Below are 20079 nucleotides of genomic sequence, written 5' to 3'. Positions count from 1 at the left end.
ATGGCCACCGTAGATGTCGGCGTACTCGGCCGGATCGGGCGAAGTTCGCGCACAGCTTCGGAGCCGGTACTGGCCCGACGCAAGCCGACTCGACCCCGCCTCGGTCCTGGCCGCCCGATCCCGTTCGGGATCGCCATCGGACCCGCACTGCTGATAGGGGCGTGGGTGGTCGGATCCGCCTCGGGCGCACTGGATTCGCAGACGCTACCCGCACCGTGGACGGTCGCCGAGACCGCAGGTGACCTGCTCGCCGACGGCAGGCTCCAGTCGAATCTGCTCACCTCGCTGCAGCGCGCGGGCTGGGGTCTCGGTCTCGGGGTCGTCATCGGTGTGGTTCTCGCCTTGATCGCCGGACTGAGCCGGATCGGAGAAGCCCTGCTGGACGGCCCGATTCAGATCAAACGCTCGATTCCGACGCTGGCGCTGATCCCGCTGTTCATCGTGTGGTTCGGCATCGGTGAGGAGATGAAGCTCATCGTCATCACGACCAGTGTCGCGATTCCGATCTACATCAATACCCACGCGCAACTGCGCGGCGTCGACAGCAGATATGTGGAATTGGCCGCGACGGTGGGACTGTCGCGGTGGGGCTTCATCCGCCGGATCGCGTTGCCCGGTTCGCTGCCCGGATTCTTCACGGGTCTGCGGCTGGCGGTCACCATTTCCTGGCTGGCGCTGGTGGTGGTCGAACAGGTCAATGCCACCAGCGGCATCGGCTATCTGATGACGCAGGCACGCACCTACGGCCAGATCGACGTCATCGTCGTCGGCCTGGTGATCTACGGCCTGCTCGGACTATTGGGCGATATCGCCGTGCGGGCGACGGAACGGAGGGCGCTGTCATGGCGGCAGACGATCGCGGACTGAGCGTGGTCCGAACCCGCGCGCTGCGTCGGGGCTTCGGCGATCGGGTCGTGCTGCACGGTATCGACCTCGATATCGCGCGCGGTGAATTCGTCGCCCTGCTCGGGCGCAGTGGTTCGGGTAAGAGCACGCTGTTGCGTGCGTTGGCCGAACTGGATCGTGACGTGCCCGGCTCCGGTGAGCTGCGGGTGCCCGCGGAACGTGCGGTGGTGTTCCAGGATTCGCGGCTACTGCCGTGGAATCGGGTGCTGGACAACGTGACGCTCGGCTCGAAGGGCGCCGATGCCGCCGAGCGCGGCCGCACCGCGCTGGCCGAGGTCGGCCTGGCCGGGCGGGAAAAGGCCTGGCCCAAGGAGCTTTCCGGCGGTGAGCAACAGCGCGTCGCCCTGGCCCGGTCGCTGGTCAGGGAGCCGGAGCTACTGCTGGCCGACGAACCCTTCGGTGCCCTCGACGCACTGACCCGCATCAAAATGCATGTGCTGCTCCAGGATCTGTGCGCCAGACATAAACCCGCCGTCCTACTGGTGACTCACGATGTCGATGAGGCGGTGCTGCTCGCCGACCGCGTGCTCGTCCTCGACGAGGGACGCATCGCCGTCGATCAGCGCATCGACCTGGCACGTCCACGCCGCCATATCGATCCGGATTTCAATCGCCTGCGCGAACTACTGCTCGGCAGCCTCGGCGTCGATGTCGCGGCTCTACACGATGAGAAGAAAGCCTCATGACTCGCCAACTCAGCCTCAATGCGTTCATCTACCCCTCCGGCCACCACGAGGCGGCCTGGCGGCATCCGCAGAGCCGACCCGATCGGATCTACGATGTCGCCTATTACCAGGAGATCGGGCGCACCGCCGAAGCCGCGAAGTTCGACGCGGTGTTCTTCGCCGACGGACCCGCGCTGCGCACCAACGTCGAGCACAACGCGGCCTCCGGCCTGGAACCGATCACGCTGCTCACGGCGATCGCCACGGCCACAACTCATCTCGGGCTGATCGCCACCGCATCCACCACCTACTACGAGCCCTACAACCTGGCCAGACTGTTCTCCACGCTGGATCACATCTCCGGCGGCCGGGCGGGCTGGAATATCGTCACCACCGGAACCGACCTCGCCGCAGCCAATTTCGGACTCGACAGGCATCCCGATCATGCGACCCGGTACGCGCGGGCCAGGGAGTTCGTCGACGCCGTCGTCGCATTGTGGGACAGCTGGGAAGACGATGCGATTCTGCTGGACCAGCAGGCGGGGGTCTACGCCGATCCCGCCAGGATCCATCCGATCGACTTCGTCGGCGAATACCTCAGCGTGCGTGGGCCGTTCAACGCTCCGCGCACCCCGCAGGGCCATCCGGTGCTCGTGCAGGCGGGCGCGTCCAATGACGGCCGGGCGTTCGCTGGCAAATACGCCGAGGCGATCTTCACCGCGCACCAGCGGCTCGAGGACGCGCAGGCGTTCTACGCCGATATCAAGGCCAAGGCGGCCGAATACGGCCGCGATGCCGATCAGGTCAAAATCCTGCCCGGTATCAGCCCGTTCATCGGCGATACCGAGGCGGCGGCCGAACAACTGGAGCGGGAGTTCAACGAGCTCACGGTGCCCGAGTACGGACTGAAGCAGTTGGAGGGTATCGCGGGTGAGAGTCTGCGGCACCTGGCGCTGGATGAACCCGTTCCGCTCGAATTGTTCAGCGACGCGGGCGATGTCACCGATAACAGCCGCAGCCGTCGGCAGGTGGTCGCCGGGATCGTGCAGCGGGAACGGCCCACCGTGCGCGGGCTACTGCACCGCCTCGCCGGTGCGCGCGGACATCGGGTGTTCGCCGGTACGCCGGAGCAGGTCGCCGACACGATCGAGGAATGGTTCCGCAATGGCGCCGCCGACGGTTTCAACGTGATGCCGCCCTACTATCCGGGCGGGCTGGAGATCTTCGCCGAGCAGGTCGTCCCGATCCTGCAGCGGCGCGGCCTGTTCCGCACCGAATACACCGGCACCACCCTGCGCGACCACTTCGGGCTGGCCCGCCCCGAGAGCCGATTCGCCCGCCGACCGGCGCTCGCCCAGTGAGCGCCGGTATCGGGCTGCCCGACCCCCGAGGGTCAGTTCGCTTGCCGACCGGCGCTCGCGTAATGGGCGCCTGTATCAGCCCGTCGGCGCGGGCGTGGTGAGCGAGCAGGCCTACGCCACAACCGAACCCGTTCGCCTGCGGTCGCTGATATGGACCGTATTCGTGCCGGTGGTGCTCTACGGCATCGGATCCGGTGCGGCGGCACCGATGTACGCGCTGCGTGCTCTGGATCTCGGCGCGTCCGCCGGGGTGGCGGGGATCGTTATCGCATTGAACGGGTTGGGGATGGTGCTGGCGGACCTGCCCGCGGGGCGGATCGTCGCGCGCATAGGGGAGCGCTGGGCGATCGCCCTTGGCTCGGGCCTCGGTCTGGTCGGGGTGCTGTGCGCGATCTTCGCTCCGCACGCCGGGGTGCTCGCGGTGGGCATGCTGCTCAATGGAACCGCCAGCGCGGTATGGGGTTTGGCGCGTCAGTCCTACATCGTGGCCGTGGTGCCGCGCGCCGGGCGGGGCCGCGCGTTCTCGACATTGGCCGGAGCCTCGCGGCTCGGATCCTTCTGCGGGCCGTTCATCGGCGCCGGACTGGTCTACGCAATGGGACCGAGCGGCGCACTGTGGCTGCAGTTCACCACGACTGTGCTATCGGGCGCGGCGATGCTCGCCATACGTTCGGCCGACGACGGCGACGCGGACTCCTCGGACCACACCTTGCGCTCGGTGGTCGTCGAAAACCGCAGGGTGCTGGGCACACTCGGCTCAGCGGCGCTGTTGATGGGCGGTGCGCGGGCGGCCCGCACCGCGCTGCTTCCGCTGTGGGCCGCGCATATCGGCATCAGTGCCGCCGCGACGAGTCTGATATTCGGCATCTCCGGTGCGGTGGACGTCCTGCTGTCCTATCCGGGCGGCATCCTGCTCGATCGCTACGGCAGCCGCGCCACCGGCGTCCCGTCCATGCTGTTGTTCGCGGCGGGCTTCGCCACCCTTCCGCTCACCTCATCGTCGCTCGAACTCGCCGGTGCCGCAGTACTACTCGGCCTGGCGAACGGCGTGAGCAACGGCATCATCATGACCGTCGGTGCCGACGTCGCACCCCCCGGTCAACGCGCCGAATTCCTGGGCGCCTGGCGCCTGACCCACGACATCGGCATGTTCGCCGGTCCCATCGCAGTCGGCTTGATCAGCGCCGCAACTGTTCTCGGCGCCTCAGCGCTGGCCCTGGCCGCAGCGGCATCCGCCGGAGCCATCGCCATGCACCGCTGGTTCCCGAGCGCCCACCGCGCCCCGCTCACGGCCTCGCACCTACCCGACATGGACTGAGATCGGGGTGACGTATACCCGGTGCGCACCTCGCTACGTTGCGCCTGCTGCGAGGCGCTCACCAGGTATGCGAGGCACATCGCACGGTCAGGGAGCTGGTCGGGTGCGGCCGAGGTAGGCGAGTAGCCGGTCGCCCGGTGCGGCGGTCGGAGGTTCGATCGGCGGGCCGAACAGGGGCCATCTGTCCGCGATCGGGACGAGTTCGGGTGCCACCGTGAGCAATTCGCGGGCGAGGCGGTCGGGGATGGGTGGGGCGTCCGGGCCGGTGGCGGTGAGATCCCAGGCGTGCACCGTCAATTCGAGTGCGCCGAGGGTGCCGAGGAGGGCGGCGGGCATCGGTTCGCCGTAGATGACGACCCTGCCGGGATGCTCGTTCGCCCAGTCGCTGAGCAGGCCCATCGCCCGACTCCGGATATGCAGCGTCCCCGCGCAACTCGGCCTCGGCGGGCCCGGTGTGATGCGCACCCGCCCGCCCGCAAGGCCCTCGCGCAATGTGGCGATCGACTCGTCGACGTGCGCGAGCAGCATGCGCAGATTCCAGCCTCGACAGGGCGTGGGTGCGGACAGATCGGGGCCGATGTCGTGCAGGACCGCGAGCAGGTAGGCGACCGCCCGCTCGAGCAGATCATCGGTCATGACCGCACTGGATCCAACGACGTGGGCAGGCCGAACGCCGCGAACAACGCGCTGTCGTGATACGAGACGACATGCGTGATCTCAGTGGCGGTGACCGTGAGGATCTGCAGCGATTGCGCGTGACCACGCAGGTAGAACGCGAAGCCGGGCTGACCGTTCGCCGCGATCGGCACCATCCGCGCCTCGCCCGCCACATAGGGGCACTTCGATCGAATCAGCCCCACGACGGCGGTATTGCCACGGAACCATTCCGCGATGGGCGGCATCTCCCATACCGCGTCCGAACGCAACAGCGTGATGAGCGTATCCATATCGGCGGCCTCGAATGCGGCGGCGTATCTGTCGAGCAACGCACGGATCTCGGGGTCGGCGGGCTCTGCGACAGGAGTGTCGGGCCTCAGTTCCCCGAGAGTCGCGCGTGCGCGCTGCAGGGTGCTGTTCACTGCCGCCACGCTGACACCGATCAACTCGGCGACCTCGGCGGCCTTCCAGTGCAGCACATCTCGCAGAATCAGCACCGCGCGCTGGCGTGGCGGCAGATGCTGCCAGGCGGCGATCAGTGCCAGCCGCATATCGTCGCGGGCCGCGACAATGGCGGCCGGATCCGCGGCCTCGGGCGCGAACAGCACATCCGGCATCGGCTGCAGCCAGGGAACTTCGGGTGCGAAGTGCACCTCCTGGGTGGGATCGCCGGTCGGCCCGGACAATCCGGTCGGCAGTACCCGTCGACTGCTGTGCTCGAGTGCATTGAGGCACGCATTGGTGGCGATGCGGTACAGCCACGTCCGCATCGATGCACGGCCCTCGAAATCCCCGTATCCGCGCCAGGCCCGCAGCATCGTCTCCTGTACCAGATCCTCGGCGTCGTCGACCGAACCGAGCATCCGATAACAATGGGCGAGTAGCTCGCGCCGATACGGCGCGGTTCGTGCGGCGAATTCGTCGCTGTCGATCATGCGCTGTCCTTTCAGGTGCCCCGAATCGTGTCCCTTCGAATACCGACCGATGGGCCGCCCAGAACTCATCGGTCCGCGACGAACCGATGACGAACCGATGCGCTCGGCCGGGCGCCGATGAGTTTCGGTCCGGGGCCGGTCGGTATCTGTGCGGGTCCGAAAACCGCCGGACCCGCCGAAACCACAGGAAGGACCATCGTGAGCACACCGATTGTTTCGGCGGTGACACAGCGCTGGGTGCTCGCACTCGGCGCGGTCGCCTCATTGATGGCGGCATTGGACACCCTGGTCGTCAGCACGGCGCTCAGCACCATTCGCCACGACCTCGGGGCGTCGCTCGAGACGCTCGAATGGACCGTCAACGGATATAACCTCAGCTTCGCCGTCCTCTTGATGACCGCGGCCGTGCTCGGCGACCGCTTCGGACGTAAGCGGATGTTCATGGTCGGACTCGGTATCTTCGTCGCCGCCTCGGCCGCATGCGCGGTATCGACCTCGGTCACCACCCTGATCGCCGCGCGGGTAGCGCAGGGCGTCGGCGCCGCGCTGATCATGAGCCTGGCATTGGCCCTGGTCAGCGCGGTGTTTCCGCCGGAGAGGCGTGGTATGGCCATGGGGCTGCTGCAGGGCATCACCGGCCTCGCGGTGGCATGCGGTCCGCTGGTCGGCGGCGCCGTCGCGGAGGGGTTGTCCTGGCAGTGGATCTTCTGGCTGAACGTGCCGATCGGATTGGTTGCGATTCCGCTGGTCGCCACTCGGGTTCCGGAGGGCTTCGGCCCCGATACCGCGGTGGACGGCACCGGATTGGCCTTGGTCACCGGCGGTGCGTTCGGTGTGGTGTGGGGCCTGGTCCGCGGCAATATCGCGGGCTGGTCCAGTTCGGAGGTGCTGATCGCATTGATCGGCGGACTCGCCCTGCTGATCGCCTTCGCGGTCTGGGAGGCACGAGCGCGCGAGCCGATGTTCCCGATGCGGCTGTTCGTGAATCGGGGTTTCGCGGCGGGCAATACCGCGATCTTCCTGACCTTCGCCGCACTCTTCGGCGAGGTGTTCTTCTACGCGCAGTTCCTGCAGGCGGTGCTGCACTACGGTCCGCTCGGCGCCGGATTGCGGCTGCTGCCATGGACTCTCACGCTGTTCTTCTGCGCCCCGATCGCCGGTGCGCTGGCCGACCGGATCGGGGAACGGCCGCTGATGGTGACCGGGCTGGTATTGATGGCGGGCGGCATGTTGTGGATCGCGACGGTCGCCGATCCGGCGATGGCCTACGGCTCCCTGGTAATTCCGTTCATCGTGTCCGGCGTCGGCACCTCGATGGTGCTGCCGTCGGCGCAGAGTTCGGTCGTCGGCGCGGTCGAACACGCGATGCTCGGCAAGGCGGCCGGTGCCAACAGCATGATGCGCGAGTTGGGTGGCGTTTTCGGAATCGCCGTCGCGGTCGCCGTTTTCGCCGGATCGGGTGGATACGGGTCGGTGGACGAATTCACCGCGGGATTCGGCCCGGCGATCAAAGTCGGTGCGGTACTCGCACTCTTGGGCTCGGTGGTGGCACTCGCGCTGCCCGGGCGTCGGGCAAGCGTCGCGACTGCTGATCTGGAGGCGACGGCGGTATCCGTCTGAGTCCGGACCGGTCGACCTGCGACCGTGGTCTCGGAAGCGATCTGCACATCCCTTGTATCAGCTGCACGCCTGATACAAGGGGTGCAGACGTGTGCGGCCACTGTCGAGCGGAACCGCGTCCGGCGCAGACGTAGGCACCAACGCCGGGCGTAGCGAACTCAGCGCACGCGGGAGCCGAGCACGTGACGCACGCCGCCGACGAACAGCTGCAATCCGAAGTCGAAACGTGCCGTGGCATCCGGGGTTTCGTTGAGCGGCGAGACATCCTCGGTCAGCGCCCCCGCCGAATCCATTTGCATCCTGGACTGTTCGTCCACCGTCTGTCCGAGCACGTAGTACAGCAGCGTATATGCGGCGAGTTCGGCCTCCGGGCGCTGCATTCCGGCGCGGATCGCGGACACCACGAGTCGTTCCCGCCCCTTGCTCGTGGTGAGCCGGGAGGCGTATGTCGCCGAGACCAATTCGGCCCCGTCCCGATATGCGAGCAGGCAGCTGCGCAACCGATGCGCCAATTCGGTGATCTGGTCGGACCATTCCTCGGCCTCGATCGGATCCTCCATCGGCGCGAGGATCCGGTCGGCGACCGCGCCGAGCAGCGCCTGTTTATTGGGGAAGTGCCAGTACAGCGCCCCCGGCTGGACCTGGAGTGACCCGGCGAGCCTGCGCATGGTCAGGTCGGCGAGACCGTACTGGTCGAGAATGGCGATGGCGCCGTCGACCACGTCCGCCCGGTGCAGTTGCACGAGGTTCTCCTCCGCTGTATTCGATTGCGGCATTCCCGGGCCCTTCGTGGTTACGCTCGCTGCCGCCTCCAGGCCCGTCGCTCATGCCGCGCGTGTTTGACTCATTGTTACCGTTACCCTAGCCTGAACACCGTTCAAGTTGCACGGCCACCTCGGCCGGACGAAGGGATTCGTGCAGTGACCCAGGCACCCGTCCACACCGACATTCTGGCGACCGCCCGCGAGCAGGTGCTCGAGCGCGGTGCAGGCCTGTCGCAGGAGCAGACCCTCGAGGTCCTCCGGCTCGGCGACGACCGGCTAGAGGAGCTGTTGGCCCTGGCGCACGAGGTGCGCATGAAGTGGTGCGGTCCCGAGGTCGAGGTCGAGGGCATCATCAGCCTCAAGACCGGCGGTTGCCCCGAGGACTGCCACTTCTGCTCGCAGTCGGGCCTGTTCCAGTCGCCCGTGCGTGCCGCGTGGCTCGATATCCCCAGCCTGGTCGAGGCCGCCAAGCAGACCGCCAAGACCGGCGCCACCGAATTCTGCATCGTCGCGGCCGTGCGCGGTCCGGACGAGCGGCTGATGGCGCAGGTCGCCGCCGGTGTCGAGGCCATCCGCAACGAGGTCGACATCCAGGTCGCCTGTTCGCTCGGCATGCTCACCCAGGAACAGGTCGACCAACTCGCCGCCATGGGCGTGCACCGCTACAACCACAACCTGGAGACCTCGCGCTCACACTTCCCGAACGTGGTCACCACGCACAGCTGGGAAGAGCGCTGGGACACTCTGCGCATGGTTCGCGAGGCAGGTATGGAGGTCTGCTGCGGCGGCATCCTCGGCATGGGCGAAACCCTGGAACAGCGCGCGGAGTTCGCGGCGAACCTGGCCGAGCTCGATCCGCACGAGGTGCCGTTGAACTTCCTCAACCCGCGCCCCGGCACCCCCTTCGGCGACCTCGAGGTGCTGCCCGCCGCCGACGCGCTGCGCGCCGTCGCCGCGTTCCGGCTCGCGCTGCCGCGCACCATGCTGCGCTTCGCGGGCGGTCGCGAGATCACTCTGGGCGACCTCGGCGCCAAGCAAGGCATCCTCGGTGGCATCAATGCTGTTATCGTCGGCAATTACCTGACCACCCTCGGTCGGCCCGCCGAAGCCGACCTGGACCTGCTCGGCGAGCTCAAAATGCCGATCAAGGCGCTCAACGAAACACTCTGATCCGGCTGGCGAATACTGAGTACGCAAGCATCACGAAAGAGGCTGGTGCCGTGAGTACTGTCATGGATATGGACGAGCGCTACAACCCGTTCACCGGCAAACGCATTGTGCCGGGGCTCGACGATCCGGTTCCCGCCGCGGCGGCGCTCGGACTGGAACCGCCGCGCTTCTGCGAGCAGTGCGGCCGCCGCATGATCGTGCAGGTGAGTCCCGACGGCTGGTGGGCGAAGTGCTCGCGGCATGGCGTGCTGGACTCCAAGAATCTGGAACACCGCTAGTGGTGGCCGAATACGGCGATGTCTCGCTGGCGGCACCCAGATCGGTTCAGCGGCTGGGTGTGCGGCGCGAGCTGCGGGCCGCGGCGCTGATCGCGGTCGGGGTATTGCTGGTCAGCATGCTGGGCGGTGTGGTGTGGGCCGTGATTGCGCCCACCGAACAGTTTCTGGTGGTCAAGGCGCGCGCCGGTGCGGTTCCGGCCAAGGGCGCGGCACTGACCGGGGAGAGCGCGCACCAGTTCGATGCGCTGGCGATCTTCGTCTGCATCGGCGCGGTACTCGGTGTGCTCACCGCGATCGGCGTATGGCGTTGGCGTCGCGCGCGCGGACCCTTACTGCAAGTCGGACTGCTGATCGGCTCGGTGGCGGGCGCCTATCTGATGTCGAAGGTCGGCGAGCAGATCATGCAGTGGCAGCACCCGATGCCGCATGACCCGCCGGTCGGACAGATCGTGCGGTTGCCGGTGGAGGTCGGCAGTTGGCTGGCATTGATCGTGCAGCCACTGCTCGCCTCGCTGATCGTGCTGTTCCTGGCGGCCCTGAGCTCGTCGGAGGATCTCGGCACCGGATTCAGCGGGCCGTTCGGCGATTCGCGGCCATTCTTCGGCGCGACAAGAACATTCGAGGCATTCAACCGTGCCGATCCCTATCGCAGTGCTGCGAACGGCGGGCCGGTGCCCTACGGTGTGCCTTACGGCGGCTTCGGATCTCCCGGCGAGGCCGGTTCGGGTCGCGGTCGCTGACGTAGTATCCGAACCGTTGCCCGCGCGGCGGCACAGCCATACCAGAACAGCCTAGAATTATGGGACACGCTGTGCGTTCAGAGAGGAACGGATCGTGGCGTTCGTCGGTAGCGGGCCCGTCGTCGAGGAGCTCGACGCGCAGTTCTGGCGGGTGGTCGAACCGCTCGTCTATCACGGCGCGACACAGGAATTCGTCATCCCCGCGGGCTTCCGCACCGACTTCGCCTCGGTGCCGAGAGCTGTGGTCTGGCTCGTGCCGCGTTACGGCGTCTACACCCGTGCCGCCATTCTGCACGACTACCTGCGCAGCCTGTCGACGGTGAGCACCGCCGACGCCGACGGCATCTTTCGGCGCTGCCTACGTGAATTCGGTGTCTCCATTCCGCGGCGCTACATGATGTGGGCCGCAGTGCGTCTCGGCAGTCGGCTGCGCGGCGCGGGTATCGGCGACATCGCCCTGGTCGCGCTCATCGCTGTACCGTCTGCCGTATTCCTCGTCGCTCCGGTGACCGTCGTAACGGTGTTCCTACTCTTGTTCTGGTTGGTGGAATTGGTGTTCTGGGGCTTCGCGCGGCTCGGCCGCCGAACTGTCGCACCGCCGCCCAAGCCGCAGCTGAAAACGGCGTGAACGTGGCGGCCCGAGCAGGTCGAATGTTCCGGTCCGGAACCCCTTTTCAGCTGTTCTAGCTGCATGTTCGTTATCTTGATCGGCGAAATCTCGCTGCGCGTTCCCGGTCCGTCCTAGTCTCGTTGCACGCCGGGGGGTGTCGCTCCCGCCATCGGAACATGCAGGAGGACAGATGGATTCGAGCCATCGCGAACCGCGTCTGCGACCATCGCCGAGATCCGTTTTCTCGCAACAGTTCGCCGCGCTCTTCGAGGCCGCTGGCAATCCGACATTGCGTCGGGTGGCCGCCGCTGCCGAGGCGTGGATGCGGGCGACGCGGGCGCCGGGGCATAAGGGCGGCGCATCGGTACAGCGCATCAGCGACTGGAAGGCGGGCCGCAATGTGCCCGCCCGATTCGAATCCTTTCTGCCCGTGCTGCTCACGCTGATCGACGAGGCGCGCAAGTCGAGTGAGCCGGTGCCACCCGCGCTGTTGGATGCGCAGGAGTGGCAACGGTTGTGGGCCGCGTCGAACGAGTGGGATCCGGACACCGATGCGACCGAATGTCCGTACCTCGGGTTGACCTCGTACCGCCGCGACGATGCCGAGTTGTTCTTCGGGCGGACCAGGCCGACGGCCGAACTGGCCGAATTGGTCCGTGCCACAGTGGGTCCCGAGGGACACGGCGGCATTGTGATGCTGGTCGGCGCGTCCGGTGCGGGCAAATCCTCGCTGTTGGCAGCAGGTCTGCTTCCGACCTTCGCCGAGCCGGTCGAGGAGTGGGCGATCGCAACCGTGACTCCCGGTGCCACCCCCGTCGCGGCACTGCTCGCCGCGGTTCGCACGGAATCTGGTGGGGAGGCTGCGGATATCGCAGTCGGAGCGGTGTCGACCGATGTTGCCGGGCTCGCGGGGCGTGCGGACAACGGCGGGCACGGAGACGGCTCAGTGGTTGCAAGCGACCTACGGCTCGGTGGCACCACCGATGCCGAGAAGGCCGACGGCTCTGCGGAATCCGTTGCTACTGCGCTCGCTGAATGGGGCGTGGGCCAGCGGCGGCTCCTGATCGTCGACCAGTTCGAAGAACTGTTCACCCTGTGCCGTAACGAAGACGAGCGTGCGGTTTTCCTCGCCAGCCTGGAACACCTCGCGATCCGGGGCGAACGCGAACCAGCCGCCGTCGTCATCGCCGTCCGCGCCGACTTCTACGCCCGATGCCTCGACATCCCCGTACTGGAGGACGCCCTCAAACACCGCAGCTACCTCCTCGGCCCGATGCGCCTGGACGAACTCGCCGAAGCCATCACCCGCCCCGCCGAATTGGCGGGCTACAAACTGGAATCCGGACTCGAAGAACTCGTCATCAGCGAGCTGTGCGGCCTCGGCGGCGACCGCCGAGCCTACGATCCCGGCGCACTGCCTTTGGTATCGCACGTGATGGCAGCCGTATGGCAACGACGTGACGGCACCCGCCTCACCATCGACGGCTATCGCGAGGCGGGCGGCGTCATCGGCTCGGTAGCGGCAACCGCCGAAAAGGCCTGGGGCGAACTGACCGACTTCCAACAGAGCATCGGTAAGCAAGTCCTTCTCGGCTTGGTCGCGGTCGGCGACGACTCCCGCGACACCCGCCGCAAAGTCACCCGCGCCGAACTGATCCAACAGACAGTCGATGCCGCCGAAACCGCCCTGGAAGTCCTGGCCCGCACCAGATTGATCACCCTCGACGCCGAATCCGCCTACCTCACCCACGAAATCGTCCTCGACGCCTGGCCCCGCCTGCGCACCTGGATCGACGAGGACCGCGTCGGATATCTGGAACGCCAACGGTTGCAGGCGGATGCGGCGGATTGGGTAAGCAACGGCCGCGACTCCTCGCTGCTGTACCGCGGTGCTCGCCTCATCACGATGCAGGAGCATGCGGACAGGGGTGCGATCGGCGTTGTGGCCGATGAGTTCCTAGCAGCATCGCAGGTGGCGCGGCTGCGGACTCAGTGGCGATCCTCAGCCAGGATGGTCGTCCTCGCGTTGCTCGTCGTGAGCGCGCTGGTATTGGCCGGTGTGGCCTTTGTGCAGAGTGGCACCGCGAAAACTCAACGCGACAACGCGATCTACGCCAGCGTGCTCGCAGAGGCCGACCGACTACACGATCGAGACCCTTCGCTCTCAGCCCAACTCGACTTGGTGGCCAACAAGCTTCGCCCAGATGACCTCGAAGCCCGAGCGCGCCTGCTCGATACGCAAACGCTGCCGCTGGCGACGCCGCTCGTCGGCCACGAGGGCATCGTGTGGGATTTCGCACTCCGACCGGATGGACGGGTGTTCGCATCTGCGGGCAGCGACAAGACTGTGCGGCTATGGGATTCGTCCGACCCTCGACACCCCGTCGCCCTAGGCCGACCGCTCATCGGGCATGAAGACTCCGTTGTCTCCGTTGCTTTCAGTCCGGACGGCGGTCTGCTGGCATCGGCAAGCTATGACGGAACCGTACGCCTGTGGGATGTGCGGACACCAGGGAACGCGACGGCGATCGGCGAACCGGTGCGGACGGGCGTCGGCGGTTTCGTTGGCTTCAGTCCGGATGGGAGAACACTGGCGACGCCGGGACGCGATCGGGCAGTCGTTTTCTGGGACATTGTGAATCCGGCCGCCCCGAGGTCCATCGATCCGATGTTGTCGGACACCGGTGAGCCACTTCGTGCCGTCACATTGAGCCCGGACTGGCATTTCATGACCGCGGTTGATCGCCACGGGGCCATACAGCTGTGGAACATTGTCGATCCGAGGCAGGCTCGGCCCATGTTCTGGCTGCCCAGTAACGACGACTACGCCACCTTCAGTCCCGATGGTCGGATGGTCGCAGTCGCAAGTGGCGACGACCAGGCCCTGCTGCTCTGGGACCTGTCCGACCCAGCGGCTCCGAGGCAGGTCGGGATGCCGATCGCCCTCGGTTCGTCTCTGAAGGTCGCGCCACGGGCCTTCAGTTCCGACGGCAGGTTATTGGCAATCGGATTCACCGACGCGAAGATATCTGTGCTCTCACTCGATAATCCGGAGCAACCGGTGGTTCTCAGTACTCCGGTAATGAAGGACATGGGTGCCATCCGGGCCCTCGCGTTCGGCCCCGATGGGCGATTGCTGACCGGCGGATTGGAGGGCCCGATCAGGATGTGGTCACTGCCGGAGCCGCATTCTGGTGCACCAGGCTTCGCCGAACACGTTACGGGTCTGAAGTTCGACGCTTCTGGGCAGCTGCTGGCGTTCGGCACGTGGTCCGGCACTGTCGAGATCTTGCGAACCGATGATCCACACACAGTACGCCGGGCGGGTCGAATACAGGTCGATGACGCCTACCCAGATGTAGTCATCAGCCCAGACGGGCGCACTGTATTCGTCCGGGGAATGGCGAAGCGGCCGAGGTTGTTCGACATATCGGATCCGGCGGCGCCAAGACTACTGGCGGAATTTCCCCGGACTCCATACGGTATGAAAGCCGCTGCCTTCACGCCTGATTCGCAATTCTTGCTCAGCTTGGATATGACACCGTCTGTGGACCGGATTCAGGTATGGGACCTGACCGATCGCGCAAATCCGCGTGCTGCCGCCGACTCCATCGAAGTCCCCGGTGGGCGAGATTTGACACTGAGTCGGGATGGTCGAGTGCTTGCCGCGATCGGCGAAAGTGTGACGCTGTGGAACATCTCGAACCCAGCCGAACCGGCGCCACTGGGGCGAATCTCGACGGGGCGAGCAGAGCGGTTGGCGCGCGCGGCGTTCAGTCCGGATGGACGTATCTTGGCGAGTTCGAGCGATGACTGGACCATTCGAGTGTGGGACGTCAGCGATCCGGTCGCTCCGTCACCGATTGACGATCCGTTGGTTGGGAATTCTGTTGAGGTAATGTCATTGGCCTTCAGCCCCGACGGACATCTGCTGGCATCAGTGAACCTCGATTCAGAAATACGCTTGTGGGATTTCAGCAAGCGCGCTTCGGTTGTTCCGGTGCGATATCGACTCGCGACAGCCGTACCGAATGATGGGCGCGTGATGGCATTTCACCCCGCAGGCGGGTTCCTCGTGACCGCCAGCGCTCCGGGCGGTGTTCGGTGGTGGGATCTGGACCCACGCAACGCCGTCACCCGTATCTGCGATACCACCCGGGATGTTCTGACCCCTCGAGTGTGGCGGGACCTACTCCCACAGATGCCGTATCGGCAACTGTGCGATTAGACGGTGGCCCGAGCATTCTGGCTTGGACAGCGGTTGGGCAGGCGGAAAATCAGTGGCCGCGGGTGGCGGCTCGTGGATACCGTTGTCGCGCACGGTTGATCTGCGGAATGGGAAGGAGGTGGCGATGAGCGAGGATATGTTGACCAGGCACGGGCAGGCGGTGCTGATTCCGGAGGCATCCGCGGAGCGGCCGGATCTGGTCGCATGGCGGCGGCGGAATGCGCTGCGGCGGTCCAGCGCCGCGCAGCCGATTCCTAGTAAACGGCGGTATCGGCGGAATGCGAAACATCAGGGGCGGGAGCGGGATTGAGGTCGATCCGCTAGCGCCGACACGTTTATAGCTATTGACCCCGTTTACGCGTGTGGGGCACGCGGAAGCGGGGTTTCTGCTGTGGTTGCGGGGTCCACTGGCGTAGAACCCAGCATCGGAAGACGAACTGTCGCCGCCGGTGGGGGATTACGTGCGACGAGCGCATCCAGCCAGCAATCGGCGTGCTACGACCCTTGCCGAGCAGGTCGGAAAGCCTGCTGCCGAACCCTGATCGCTGGACTTTTCCTCCGGTCCGGAAAGATGAACCCGCTGTCTGCCACCGACCGCTTCCGGTCCGGATAACTCGTATTCGACTGTGACCAGCCGTCTTCAGTGCGCACGAGCAAGGGGCCATTTCATCGTGACCTCCTGATCCCTAACGTCGACATCGTTCGATATCTCGAACAGCGCAGGCGGGCAATCGCACTCGCCTTCGTGGATTCCCGGGGATCCTGGCCGATCAAGGGAGGGACGGCAATGTTCTGGAAATCGGTACTGACGGGAGCGGCTCCGGTGGAGACCCGCTTCCCGTCCAACTGGGTCGTCTGGATCCTGTGCTCCGGGCATCTGGGTGTGCCCGGCGGACTGCCCGAGTAGAAGGGGAGTGCCCCGGTCAACGGCGATCGGGGCACGCTCGGGCGCCGTGGCGCCTATGACAGTCGCCACGGCACCAGTCCATTCATGATCGGATCGGTGACCGGTTCGGGGTTCCGGTAGCCGGATGGGGGCCGATCGCGGGGAGGCGATCGAGTGGGTCAGGTGGGTGGGCGGAACGCGGCGAATTCGTCGGTGACTCGGAGTTCGGAGTCGCTGAATCGATAGACCGCCGCGGGCCGTCCACCTGCCCGGCCGGGGGAGGCGGTCGCGCCGGTCGGTGTTATCACCTTGCGGCGGGTGAGAACTCGCTGCAAATTCGTGGTGTCGACTTCGTAACCGAGTGCGGCGCAATAGATTTCACGCAGCGTCGACATCGTGAACCGTTCCGGGGCCAGTGCGAAGGCGATATTGGTGTAGGACAGCTTCGCCGCGAGCCGGGTGCGTGCGTGCTCGACGACCGTGCCGTGATCGAACGACATGCGCGGCAACTGCGACACCGGATGCCAGGCGGTATCCGAGGGCAGTTGCGGATCCGCGGTGAGCGGGACCAGGCCCAGATAGGCCGAGGCGATTCGGCGCGGCGCGGGCACTCGGTCCGGATTGCTGAATACCGACAGCTGTTCGAGATGGGCCAACTCGCGCACATCGACTTTCTCAGCGAGCTGACGACGGGCCGAGATATTGAGATCCTCGTCGTCGCGCAGGCGGCCGCCGGGTAGCGACCAGGTGCCCTTCTGCGGGTCGAGGGCGCGCTCCCACAGCAACACCGCGAGTTCGCTGCGCTGACCCGGCGGACAGGGGCGAATCAGCTCATCCGTCACCCGCGCAGGGCTGCTACCTGCGCTGACGTCGTCGGGGAAGCGCCGAACCTGGAACACCGCGGTAAGCGTTTCGTGGATGGTGTTACTATGGGGCACGTTTTCGATTATAAGTCGAAAACCTGGTTTGGTGTGAATCGGCTGCCATGTGAATAGGCACAAGCTCCGATCGCACGAGGAGAGGAGCCATCATGGCGACGATGGGTGCGAAGCTGGCGCCCCCGCTGATGGGGCAGGTATTCGACGGTCCGACCGGATTCGCCGGTGTCGAGGCCACGCCGGAGTGGGCGGCCGAGATCAAGCGCCTCGCCAGGGAGCGCAACGCGACGATTCTCGCGCACAACTATCAGCTGCCCGAGATCCAGGATGTCGCCGATCACGTCGGCGATTCGCTGGCGCTGTCCCGCATCGCGGCCGAGGCCCCCGAGGACACCATCGTGTTCTGTGGCGTGCATTTCATGGCCGAGACGGCCAAGATCCTCAGCCCCGAGAAGACGGTGCTCATCCCGGATCAGCGGGCGGGCTGTTCGCTGGCCGATTCCATCACCGCCGACGAATTGCGGGCCTGGAAGGCCGAATTCCCGAATGCGGTGGTCGTCTCGTACGTGAACACCACGGCCGCGGTGAAGGCGCTCACCGATATCTGCTGCACCTCGTCGAACGCCGTCGACGTCGTGGCCTCCATCGATCCCGATCGTGAGGTGCTGTTCCTGCCGGACCAGTTCCTCGGCGCACACGTCAAGCGCGTCACCGGCCGCGAGAATATGCACATCTGGGCGGGCGAATGCCATGTGCACGCCGGGATCAACGGCGATGAGCTGACCGAGCAGGCCCGCACCCACCCCGATGCCGAACTGTTCGTGCACCCCGAATGCGGTTGCGCCACTTCGGCGTTGTACCTCGCGGGCGCGGGCTCGTTCCCGGCCGACCGGGTGCACATCCTGTCCACCGGCGGCATGATCGACGCGGCCAAGGCCGCGAAATCGAACCAGGTCCTGGTCGCCACCGAGGTCGGCATGCTGCACCAGCTGCGAAAGGCTGCTCCCGGCATCGACTTCCAGGCTGTCAACGACCGCGCGTCCTGCAAGTACATGAAGATGATCACTCCCGCGGCGCTGCTGCGCGCACTCGTCGAGAACACCGATGAGGTGCACGTCGATCTGGAAACCGCTGCGCTGGCTCGTAATTCGGTGCAGCGGATGATCGAGATCGGCCACCCCGGCGGTGCGGAATGAACGCCCGTCTCGCCATCGAGATGAGCGCGGCACCCGCGCTCGGCCGGAGCGGCGGTAAGAAATGAGCACCGCGCGCGGCCACGCCGATCGGGCCGGCGGCGCCGCATTCGAGGACATCACCTCGGAGAAGGGGTGGGGCGCATGACCCCCGCGCCGCGGATCGATTGGGAGGCCGAAGCCGATCTGGTCGTACTCGGTGGTGGCGTCGCGGGGCTGACCGCGGCCCGCACCGCGTCACTGCGTGGTCTGCGGGTGCTCATCCTGAGTAAAGGCGGCCCGACCGATACCGCAACCCAGTACGCCCAAGGCGGTATCGCCGTCGTTGCGCCGCACGAGGATTCGGTCGAGTCCCACGTGATCGATACGGTCGAGGCCGGCGCCGGGCTGTGTGACGAGGCAGCGGTGCGATCGATCGTGGAGGGCGGTCAGGCCGCCGTCGCCGCGCTGACCGATCTCGGAGCGGTCTTCGATCTCGCTCGGGACGGCCAGATTTCGCGCACCCGCGAGGGCGGACACAGCACACGCCGGATCATCCATGCCGGAGGCGATGCCACCGGCGCCGAGGTGCAGCGTGCGCTGAACGCGGCCGGACTGCCGGTCCTGTTCGGCGCCGCGGCATTGGAGATCGTCACCGGCCGGACCGGTGTGCAGGGCGTGATCGCGGTGTCCGAGAACGGCTTCGGGGTCGTGCACGCACCGGCCGTGCTATTGGCCACCGGCGGGCTCGGCCAGCTGTACGCGTTGAGCACGAATCCGCCGGGCGCGACCGCCGACGGCATCGCGCTGGCCCTCTGGGCTGGGGCGACGGTGGCCGATCTGGAATTCGTGCAATTCCACCCGACCGTCCTCTACACCCCGGGTGGGCTCGGTCGCAGGCCATTGATCAGCGAGGCCGTGCGCGGCGAGGGCGCGACACTGGTGGATTCGGAAGGGAATTCGGTGACCGCGGGTGTGCACCCCCGTGGCGATCTGGCACCTCGCGACGTGGTGTCGCGTGCCATCGCCGCGCGGATGCGCGCGCTCGGCACCGATCACGTCTACCTCGATGCTCGGGCGATCGACGGCTTCCCACAACGCTTTCCGACGATCACCGCGTCCTGCCTGGCCGCGGGGGTCGATCCGCGCTCCGATCTCATCCCGGTCGCGCCCGCCGCGCACTATCAATGCGGCGGGATCGTCACCGACACCCACGGTCGGACCGCGGTTCCCGGTCTGTACGCCGCGGGTGAGGTGGCGCGTACCGGACTGCACGGTGCCAATCGACTGGCCTCGAACAGCTTGCTGGAGGGTCTGGTGGTCGGCGAACGGGCCGGGGTGGCCGCGGCCGAACGCCTCGGCGAGGACGCCCATGTGACCGAGGTTTCCTTCCATACCGTGCCGCGTGCCGCGCGAGCCCTGGTGCAGCAGTCGATGACATTGCACGCCTCGGTGGTTCGCGATGCCGCCGGGCTCGCGGAGGCGGCGCTGCGATTGCGAGATGCGGTGTCGCACAGTGCCGCAACCCGCTTGCGAGCCGAGTTGACCGGTGCCGCTCATCGAATCGCGGGCGCGACCGGCGCGGCGGCCAGCGATATCTCCGCGCTGCACGGCAAGGCGGACGTGGATGGTACTGCTGCGGCGCAACGCATCACCGCGTTCGAGGATGCCGCGCTCACCCTCACCGCCCAGGTGCTCCTGCTCTCCGCGGCGGCGCGCACCGAAAGCCGGGGGTGCCATACCCGCTCCGATCACCCCGCCCCCGACGAACACCAACGCCACAGCCGCGCGGTACGTCTGGGCCCCGAAGGTCATCCGGTCCCGGCCCCCGACGGTCTCGACCTCACCGACTGGACCCAAGACGCCATCCCGAGCGCCTCATGACATCCGA

At 66.6% G+C, this 20079-nt stretch carries 17 protein-coding genes; 13 read left to right on the top strand and 4 right to left on the bottom strand.

What is annotated here, in order from left to right; all coding sequences use genetic code 11:
* The 4 genes from ACQP1G_RS32110 to ACQP1G_RS32095 all read left to right on the top strand — a co-directional run bounded on the left by ACQP1G_RS32110 (position 1) and on the right by ACQP1G_RS32095 (position 4250).
* Entirely contained in the window at positions 1-867 is an 867-nt protein-coding gene (locus ACQP1G_RS32110; protein WP_433193377.1) for an ABC transporter permease, read from the top strand.
* Positions 843-1592, top strand: a complete 750-nt coding sequence (locus ACQP1G_RS32105; RefSeq protein WP_433193376.1) for an ABC transporter ATP-binding protein — start codon at positions 843-845, stop codon at positions 1590-1592. The genes ACQP1G_RS32110 and ACQP1G_RS32105 overlap by 25 nt, the downstream gene beginning before the upstream one ends.
* On the top strand, positions 1589-2932 hold the full coding sequence (locus ACQP1G_RS32100) for an LLM class flavin-dependent oxidoreductase (RefSeq protein ID WP_433193375.1): 1344 nt from the start codon (positions 1589-1591) through the stop codon (positions 2930-2932). Before ACQP1G_RS32105 ends, ACQP1G_RS32100 begins: the two co-directional genes overlap by 4 nt.
* Positions 2933-3026: 94 nt before the next feature.
* Positions 3027-4250, top strand: a complete 1224-nt coding sequence (locus tag ACQP1G_RS32095) for an MFS transporter (RefSeq protein ID WP_433193374.1) — start codon at positions 3027-3029, stop codon at positions 4248-4250.
* An 87-nt stretch (positions 4251-4337) separates the two neighbouring features.
* Here ACQP1G_RS32095 and ACQP1G_RS32090 read toward each other — a convergent pair whose 3' ends face one another.
* On the bottom strand, positions 4338-4886 hold the full coding sequence (locus ACQP1G_RS32090; RefSeq protein WP_433193373.1) for a maleylpyruvate isomerase family mycothiol-dependent enzyme: 549 nt from the start codon (positions 4884-4886) through the stop codon (positions 4338-4340).
* On the bottom strand, positions 4883-5911 hold the full coding sequence (locus ACQP1G_RS32085) for a sigma-70 family RNA polymerase sigma factor (RefSeq protein WP_433193372.1): 1029 nt from the start codon (positions 5909-5911) through the stop codon (positions 4883-4885). Before ACQP1G_RS32085 ends, ACQP1G_RS32090 begins: the two co-directional genes overlap by 4 nt.
* A 129-nt stretch (positions 5912-6040) precedes the next feature.
* Here ACQP1G_RS32085 and ACQP1G_RS32080 point away from each other — a divergent pair, with 129 nt between their 5' ends.
* Positions 6041-7462, top strand: a complete 1422-nt coding sequence (locus tag ACQP1G_RS32080) for a DHA2 family efflux MFS transporter permease subunit (RefSeq protein WP_433193371.1) — start codon at positions 6041-6043, stop codon at positions 7460-7462.
* A 158-nt stretch (positions 7463-7620) separates the two neighbouring features.
* Here ACQP1G_RS32080 and ACQP1G_RS32075 read toward each other — a convergent pair whose 3' ends face one another.
* On the bottom strand, positions 7621-8205 hold the full coding sequence (locus ACQP1G_RS32075; protein ID WP_433193369.1) for a TetR/AcrR family transcriptional regulator C-terminal domain-containing protein: 585 nt from the start codon (positions 8203-8205) through the stop codon (positions 7621-7623).
* 177 nt (positions 8206-8382) lie between these two features.
* On the opposite strand from ACQP1G_RS32075, the gene bioB reads away from it, so the two are divergent.
* The 6 genes from bioB to ACQP1G_RS32045 all read left to right on the top strand — a co-directional run bounded on the left by bioB (position 8383) and on the right by ACQP1G_RS32045 (position 15562).
* Positions 8383-9396, top strand: a complete 1014-nt coding sequence (gene bioB / locus ACQP1G_RS32070; protein ID WP_433193367.1) for a biotin synthase BioB — start codon at positions 8383-8385, stop codon at positions 9394-9396.
* A gap of 62 nt (positions 9397-9458) precedes the next feature.
* The gene (locus ACQP1G_RS32065; RefSeq protein ID WP_174415049.1) at positions 9459-9674 is read left to right on the top strand and encodes a hypothetical protein; all 216 of its coding nucleotides are present in this window, start codon (positions 9459-9461) and stop codon (positions 9672-9674) included.
* On the top strand, positions 9674-10414 hold the full coding sequence (locus ACQP1G_RS32060; protein WP_433193366.1) for a DUF2567 domain-containing protein: 741 nt from the start codon (positions 9674-9676) through the stop codon (positions 10412-10414). The genes ACQP1G_RS32065 and ACQP1G_RS32060 overlap by 1 nt, the downstream gene beginning before the upstream one ends.
* Before the next feature lie 94 nt (positions 10415-10508).
* On the top strand, positions 10509-11042 hold the full coding sequence (locus ACQP1G_RS32055) for a DUF1353 domain-containing protein (RefSeq protein WP_433193365.1): 534 nt from the start codon (positions 10509-10511) through the stop codon (positions 11040-11042).
* 172 nt (positions 11043-11214) lie between these two features.
* Positions 11215-15252, top strand: coding sequence for a hypothetical protein (locus ACQP1G_RS32050; RefSeq protein WP_433193364.1), 4038 nt, complete (start codon positions 11215-11217; stop codon positions 15250-15252).
* Positions 15253-15376: 124 nt separating this feature from the next.
* A complete protein-coding gene (locus ACQP1G_RS32045) occupies positions 15377-15562 on the top strand; it encodes a hypothetical protein (protein WP_433193363.1) in 186 nt (61 codons plus the stop codon).
* 755 nt (positions 15563-16317) lie between these two features.
* On the opposite strand, the gene ACQP1G_RS32040 is transcribed toward ACQP1G_RS32045, so the two are convergent.
* Positions 16318-17076 (bottom strand): NUDIX hydrolase, encoded by a 759-nt coding sequence (locus ACQP1G_RS32040; protein WP_433193362.1) that lies wholly within the window; start codon positions 17074-17076, stop codon positions 16318-16320.
* Between the two features lie 92 nt (positions 17077-17168).
* Between ACQP1G_RS32040 and nadA the strand changes: the two genes are divergently transcribed.
* Both nadA and ACQP1G_RS32030 read left to right on the top strand, forming a co-directional pair.
* Positions 17169-18212: a quinolinate synthase NadA gene (gene nadA, locus ACQP1G_RS32035; protein WP_433193361.1), complete on the top strand. Its 1044-nt coding sequence runs from the start codon at positions 17169-17171 to the stop codon at positions 18210-18212.
* A 141-nt stretch (positions 18213-18353) separates the two neighbouring features.
* Positions 18354-20072: an L-aspartate oxidase gene (locus ACQP1G_RS32030; RefSeq protein WP_433193360.1), complete on the top strand. Its 1719-nt coding sequence runs from the start codon at positions 18354-18356 to the stop codon at positions 20070-20072.
* Positions 20073-20079: the final 7 nt, after the last annotated feature.

The organism is Nocardia sp. CA-107356 (genome assembly GCF_050946365.1).
GTDB lineage: Bacteria > Actinomycetota > Actinomycetes > Mycobacteriales > Mycobacteriaceae > Nocardia.
This window is presented reverse-complemented; position numbering and strand designations above follow the sequence as displayed.

What these genes read in the sequence shown, in the direction of transcription:
- ACQP1G_RS32110 (WP_433193377.1), top strand. Translation starts at nt 1, where the DNA reads ATGGCCACCGTAGATGTCGGCGTACTCGGCCGGATCGGGCGAAGTTCG.
- ACQP1G_RS32105 (WP_433193376.1), top strand. Translation starts at nt 843, where the DNA reads ATGGCGGCAGACGATCGCGGACTGAGCGTGGTCCGAACCCGCGCGCTG.
- ACQP1G_RS32100 (WP_433193375.1), top strand. Translation starts at nt 1,589, where the DNA reads ATGACTCGCCAACTCAGCCTCAATGCGTTCATCTACCCCTCCGGCCAC.
- ACQP1G_RS32090 (WP_433193373.1), bottom strand. Translation starts at nt 4,886, where the DNA reads ATGACCGATGATCTGCTCGAGCGGGCGGTCGCCTACCTGCTCGCGGTC.
- ACQP1G_RS32085 (WP_433193372.1), bottom strand. Translation starts at nt 5,911, where the DNA reads ATGAGTTCTGGGCGGCCCATCGGTCGGTATTCGAAGGGACACGATTCG.
- ACQP1G_RS32065 (WP_174415049.1), top strand. Translation starts at nt 9,459, where the DNA reads ATGGATATGGACGAGCGCTACAACCCGTTCACCGGCAAACGCATTGTG.
- ACQP1G_RS32050 (WP_433193364.1), top strand. Translation starts at nt 11,215, where the DNA reads ATGGATTCGAGCCATCGCGAACCGCGTCTGCGACCATCGCCGAGATCC.
- ACQP1G_RS32045 (WP_433193363.1), top strand. Translation starts at nt 15,377, where the DNA reads ATGAGCGAGGATATGTTGACCAGGCACGGGCAGGCGGTGCTGATTCCG.
- nadA (WP_433193361.1), top strand. Translation starts at nt 17,169, where the DNA reads ATGGCGACGATGGGTGCGAAGCTGGCGCCCCCGCTGATGGGGCAGGTA.
- ACQP1G_RS32030 (WP_433193360.1), top strand. Translation starts at nt 18,354, where the DNA reads ATGACCCCCGCGCCGCGGATCGATTGGGAGGCCGAAGCCGATCTGGTC.